This is a genomic window from Saccharomonospora iraqiensis subsp. iraqiensis (assembly GCF_000430445.1).
Classification (GTDB): Bacteria; Actinomycetota; Actinomycetes; order Mycobacteriales; family Pseudonocardiaceae; genus Saccharomonospora; species Saccharomonospora iraqiensis.
This window is the reverse complement of sequence record NZ_KE387035.1, coordinates 1,961-7,628: the sequence shown is the minus strand read 5'-3', so window position 1 is coordinate 7,628 and position 5,668 is coordinate 1,961. Positions and strand designations below refer to the sequence as shown.

At 70.2% G+C, this 5,668-nt stretch carries 5 protein-coding genes and 1 pseudogene; 2 read left to right on the top strand and 4 right to left on the bottom strand.

Going from position 1 to position 5,668, the window contains the following annotated elements:
* Window positions 1–193: pseudogene (locus tag ACTIR_RS27030) on the top strand (septation protein SepH); the annotation flags it as partial.
* A gap of 183 nt (window positions 194–376) precedes the next feature.
* Here the strand turns inward: ACTIR_RS27030 and ACTIR_RS0100920 are convergent.
* Complete coding sequence (locus ACTIR_RS0100920) at window positions 377–1,528, bottom strand: NAD-dependent epimerase/dehydratase family protein (RefSeq protein WP_026452877.1); 1,152 nt, start codon at window positions 1,526–1,528, stop codon at window positions 377–379.
* A gap of 171 nt (window positions 1,529–1,699) precedes the next feature.
* Between ACTIR_RS0100920 and ACTIR_RS0100915 the strand changes: the two genes are divergently transcribed.
* Window positions 1,700–2,191, top strand: a complete 492-nt coding sequence (locus ACTIR_RS0100915) for a GtrA family protein (RefSeq protein ID WP_034237712.1) — start codon at window positions 1,700–1,702, stop codon at window positions 2,189–2,191.
* Here ACTIR_RS0100915 and ACTIR_RS0100910 read toward each other — a convergent pair.
* From ACTIR_RS0100910 to ACTIR_RS0100900, 3 genes are all read right to left on the bottom strand, one after another.
* Window positions 2,118–4,370: a glycosyltransferase family 2 protein gene (locus ACTIR_RS0100910; RefSeq protein WP_026452875.1), complete on the bottom strand. Its 2,253-nt coding sequence runs from the start codon at window positions 4,368–4,370 to the stop codon at window positions 2,118–2,120. The genes ACTIR_RS0100915 and ACTIR_RS0100910 overlap by 74 nt on opposite strands.
* The gene (locus tag ACTIR_RS0100905) at window positions 4,371–5,324 is read right to left on the bottom strand and encodes an NAD-dependent epimerase/dehydratase family protein (RefSeq protein ID WP_026452874.1); all 954 of its coding nucleotides are present in this window, start codon (window positions 5,322–5,324) and stop codon (window positions 4,371–4,373) included.
* A 104-nt stretch (window positions 5,325–5,428) separates the two neighbouring features.
* The coding region (locus ACTIR_RS0100900; RefSeq protein WP_026452873.1) for a DUF2537 domain-containing protein at window positions 5,429–5,668 on the bottom strand (240 nt) is incomplete at its 5' end.

Below are 5,668 nucleotides of genomic sequence, written 5' to 3'. Positions count from 1 at the left end.
GGCGGACGACGGCGGTGCGGCGGTCGACGTGCCCGCGGCGACCGCGGACGAGAGCCCCGCGGACGAACAGCTGGTCCCCGAGCAGGCGGGCCACCCGGCCACCGGCCGGAACAAGCCACGCAGGAAGGGCACCCACCCGGCGGTCCCCGCCTGGGAGGACGTCCTGTTGGGTGTGCGCAGCCAGCGCGGCTGAACCACACGCTTCCCCGAAGCCCCTCCCCCGGCACCGGCCACGGGGAGGGGCTTTCGCGCGTTCCACCGGCGCCAGGTGACCGTGAGGGGCACCTTCCCTGCACAGAACGCAGCGAGGGGCACATTCACTGCGCTCGGCGCAGGGAATGTGCCCCTCACGGCACCACCCGGGTGGGCGGCGGGGTCAGTTCTTCGCGCTCGCCCACTTCACCTTGGGGAGCATGAGGTTGTGCTCCACGCGGTGCTTGTTCTCCTCCACGATCGGGAAGAGGGACTCGATGAGCGTGTCGGAGAGCAGGTGCGGCTTCAGGCCGAGGTCGACCAGACCGGTGTGCTTGACGTTGTAGTAGTGCTCCTCGAGCTCCCAACGCGGGTTCTCCAGGTAGTCGATCTGCACCGGGCCGGGGAAGGTCTCCGCCACCAGCTCGGCGACCTGCTTGACCGAGAAGCTCTCGGTCATCTGGTTGAACACGCGGAACTCACCCCGGTCGGCGGGGTTCTCCACCGCCAGCCGCAGGCACTCGACCGTGTCCCGGATGTCCAGCATCCCGCGGGTCTGACCGCCCTTGCCGTAGACGGTGAGCGGCTGCCCCAGCACGGCCTGGATGATGAAGCGGTTGAGCACGGTGCCGAACACGGCGTCGTAGTCCAGCCGCGTCGCCAGGCGCGGGTCGCGTGCGGTCTGCTCGGTCGTCTGGCCGTAGACCACACCCTGGTTCAGGTCGGTCGCGCGCATCCCCCAGATACGGCACCCGAACTCGATGTTGTGCGAGTCGTGCACCTTCGTCAGGTGGTAGAACGAGCCCGGCTTCTTCGGGTAGAGCATCCGGTCGGAACGACCGTTGTGCTCGATCTCGATCCACCCCTCCTCGATGTCGATGTTCGGGGTGCCGTACTCGCCCATGGTGCCGAGCTTGACCAGGTGGATCTCCGGGTCGATCTCGGCGATGGCGTACATGACGTTGAGGTTGCCGATCACGTTGTTGTGCTGCGTGTAGACGGCGTGCTCGCGGTCGATCATCGAGTACGGCGCCGCCCGCTGCTCGGCGAAGTGGATGATCGTGTCCGGCCGGAACTCGCGGACGACGGAGTAGACGAATTCGGCGTCGAGCAGGTCACCGACGTAGGACGTGATCTCGTTGCCGGAGACCTCCTTCCACGCCGCGACCCGCACGTCGAGGTCCTCGATCGGGACCAGGCTCTGCGACCCCAGCTCCGTGTCGTACCCCCTGCGCGCGAAGTTGTCGACGACAGCGATCTCATGCCCACTGTCGGAGAGGTGGAGGGCGGTCGGCCACCCCAGATATCCGTCACCACCGAGAACCAGGACTCGCACGACTCGACTGCCTCCATCGTCTTTCTCTTCCAGCGCCGGGTTCCCCCCAGCAACCGCACTCACTGAAACACGGGTCCTCCACCGTCTACCACCCGGGCACACGGATCAACCCGCTCGGAGGATACGCAACGCGCACGGCACGACCGGCGGGCGGGTGTGCACAATGGTGGCGTGCGTACCGCGACCGCCGCCTCGGCGGAGCCTCCACAAGCCGGGTCCGACCGCCGCGGCCCGGTGGCCCGCTTCCTCCGCGCGGGCACGAGCTCGGCGCTGGCCACCGGGGTCAGCCAGCTGACCTTCATCGGGCTGTCCGTGTGGGGTGCCACGCCCGCCCTGACCAGCACCCTGGCGTTCCTCGCGGGCGCGGTACCGAACTTCCTCCTCGCCCGTCGGTGGGCGTGGGGACGGTCCGGGACCCCGGCGCTGCGGCGGGAGCTGCTCCCCTACGTCGCCGTCATCGCCGCGACCGGCCTCACCGCGGTGGGCCTGACCACCCTCACCGGCCACCTCATCGAACCACTGGCGCTGTCCGGGTTCTGGCGTGTCGTGGTGCTCGACGTCGTCTTCCTCGGCAGTTACGCGCTGGTGTTCATGCTGAAGTTCGCTCTGCTCGACCGGCTCGTGTTCCGCGACGCAGGACGAACTCCCGGATCCACGTCGTGAGCATCACCCGCGCGTAGTTCGCCCCGTAGGGGATGCTGCGCCCCTTCTTGCTGGCCCCGTTGCTGCGCAGGCGCATGGTCATCGGCACCTCCAGCAGCCGCGCCCTCCGGGCCAGCACCCCGAGCAGCAGCTCGGAGGACTGGTACTGCGGCTCGCGCAGGGTCACCGAGGTGGCCAGGTCGGCGCGCATCGCGCGGAACCCGAACGAGGTGTCGGTGATCCGGCGCAGGGTGAGCACCGAGGCGATCCAGGAGAACACCCGCACCCCGAGCCAGCGGATCGCGCTGTCGTGCTGGTAGCTGCCGAGCCTGCGGGAGCCGGTGACGAAGTCGGCCGTGTCGTCCAGCAGCGGCTTGACCAGCATGGGCATCTCGTGGTTGTCGTACTGCCCGTCGGCGTCGGTGGTGACGAGGTACTCCGCGCCGCACTCGTGGGCGAGGTGGTAGCCCAGCCGCAGGGCGGCCCCCTGGCCCCGGTTGCGGCCGGCGACGCACACGTACGCGCCCGCCTCCCGGGCCACCTGCGCCGTGTCGTCGGTGGCGCCGTCCACCACGACCAGCGTGGACACCGGCAGGTCGCCGCAGGCGGTCGGCATGTCCCGCACCACCCCGGCGATGCCCCTGGCCTCGTTGTACGCCGCGATCACCACGACGAGCGGCGTCAGCGGCCGGTCGCCGTAACGGATCCGGAACTCGGCCACCGCCTCGGAGTCGACGGCGTCGGGGTAGTCGTCCATGGTCGGTCTCCGTCCTCCGGCAACGCCGGGTCTCTCGGGCCGCCATCCGAGGAGCGCGGCCAGGCCGAGCGCACCTCCCAGGGGCAGCAGCACCAACGCGGGTATCTGGTAGCGCCAGGAGAATTCGAACGCCGCCGAGCCCAACAGCATGATCAGTCCGCTGCCGGTGGCCAACAACGCCGCCGACCGCAGTCCCGAATGCCGTGCCCTGCCGACGCCGACCGTGGCGAGGATGCCGAGCAGCGACGCCACCGCCAGCGCGGGCCCCCAGGTATAGCCCCCGTTCAGCTGGTAGGCGCGCAGGAAGCCGCTGAGGTCGGTATCGGCGTGCGGCACGATGCCGTCCCGCTCGTACACGGTGGCGTTGTACCGTTCGAGCGTTTCCGGGCCGAGGTTGTAGTACGGGTAGGTGACCTGGAACTGCCACCGCTCGGCCGGGACGTCCTTGGCGTGCGTGCGCTTGATCGGGTCGAAGTTCTTGACGAAGTCACCCAGCACGGACGCGGTGAACGCGATCGGCTGGTTGGTGATGACCTCCGTCGCGAACTCGTTGGCCAGGTCCTCCTTGGTCCGCCCGGGCGGGAGTTCCTGCTCCGGCCAGTCCGGGTCGCCGTAGACGTAGTGGGTGTAGTAGTCGATCGCCCGCCGGTCGTCGAGGGGTTCGTCCGGGCAGAAGATCTGCAGAGCCGGGTCGTCCGGTGGCAACTGCGCGCAGTCGGCCACGGTCGCGGTGCGTCCGTAGAGCACGTTGCCGGTCGCGCCGGAGAGTCCCCACTCCCCGGAGACGGCGTGGAAGTACGCGGCGTACGGCAGCAGCACCGCGGTGACGCCCGCGGCCCCGCCGGCCAGCCGCACGCCGATCCGTCTCCAGCCGGCACGGCCGCGCCAGGCTCCGCCCGCCAGCACCAGGTACACGGCCATCGGCACCAGCATGGTGATGCCGATGGTGCGGGTGAGCACGGAGAACGCGATCAGCATCCCGGCCAGCCCCGCGCGCTGCCAGGTCGGTTCCCCCCGGCCCGCGAGCGCCCACAACGCGCCCACCAGCAGCGCCTGGAACCAGACCTCCGACATGATCATTTCTTCGATCTGGAGCTGGTACGCGTCGAGCAGCACGGGGGCCGCCACGAGCGCGGCGAGCCAGGTGCGGCTGGTGTAGCGCAGGGTCAGCGCGTACAACGCGACCGCGAGCAGCACCCCGAGCACGTGCTGGACGGCCGCGACGAACGAGAAGCCGCCGAACTCGAACAGCACCTTCAGCACGGCCGCGTAGCCGACCGGGTTGAGGTCGTGCGGCCGGAGCGCGTCGACGTTGTTCAGGTAGCGGAACGTGTCGATGTAGAGCAGGGCGGGCTGGTACGCCAGCCACACCAGCACACGCAGCGTGACGCCACCGGCCAGCAGAACACCCAGCAGCCAGTGCCGACGGAGGAACGCGGTCACTCAGAACACTTTCTGCCTGTCGTGGTCGAGGAAGTACTGCCAGGTGGCGGCCAGCCCGTCGCGCAGGCTGTGCGCGGGCCGGTAGCCGATCGTTTCGGCACTGCGGGCGAGGTCGACCACCACCGCGGGCATCTCCCCGCCGGGGGCGGGTACGTGCTCGACCGGGAGGGCGCTGCCCGTCACCTCGCGGACCGTCTCGATCAGTTCCAGCACCGAGACCGAGCGGCCCGCCCCGACGACGGCCCGGCCGACGTGCCCGGAGTCCCAGGCCAGTTCGATTCCGCGCACCACGTCGTCGAGGAAGACCAGATCCCGCGACTGCCGCCCGTCGCCGTAGACCTTGACGCCCTCGCCGGTGAGCGCGGCCCGCATCAGCCGGGGCACGAAGCTGTCCTTGTGGCTCATCCCCGGCCCGTACACGTTGGTGAACCGCAGCGCGGTCGTGGTCATCCCGTAGGCGCCCGCGTACCCGGACATCAGCATCTCGCACGCGGCCTTGGTGGCCCCGTACGGCGTCAGCGGCGCCAGCGGCATGTCCTCCGAGATGGTGGCGGTGCCGACATCGCCCACCACCGCGTTGGTCGAGGCGAACACGAACCGGCCCACGCCGTGCATGCGCGCGAGTTCGAGCAGTTCGTGGGTGATCGCGACGTTCTGCGCGTAGGTCCGGGCGGGCATCTCCACCGACTTGAGCACCGACGTGACGGCGGCGAGGTGGATGATGCCGTCGATACCGGGCACGACCGCGCGTTCGCGGACCTCGGGGTCGGCGAGATCGCCCTGGACCGCCACGACGCCCTCGTCGGCCACGTCGATCGGTTCCCGGTCGACGACCGTCACCCGGGCGCCACGGCGCCGGAAGGCCGCGACGACCGCACGGCCGATGAATCCGCAACCACCGGTGACCACGACGTGCGCGGGGGTTGCCTCGGTCGGATTGGTGCGCGACGACATGCGGGTTAAGGTACCCTCGCCCGGATCCTGTCAACCCGGCGGCCGGTGTCCACGCCCGTGCCCGTCCGGCCGGCCACGGGTTTCACCTGGTCAGCGCAGCTCGCTCAGCCGAACGCGATGAGTAGCACACCCGGCCAGGCCAGCGCCAGGCCCGCGGCCGTGCCGAGCACGATCCACCGGACCACGGCGATGCGGCGCCCCAGCCACAGGGACGGCGTCACCCCGGAGGTGAGCAGCGCGGCGGCGGCGACCGCCACCCAGCCCGCCGCCTCGGCCGCCAGGGACCGGGCCAGCGCCACCATCGTGACGAAGGCGACCACCGCGAAGAACAGCGAGACGGTGAG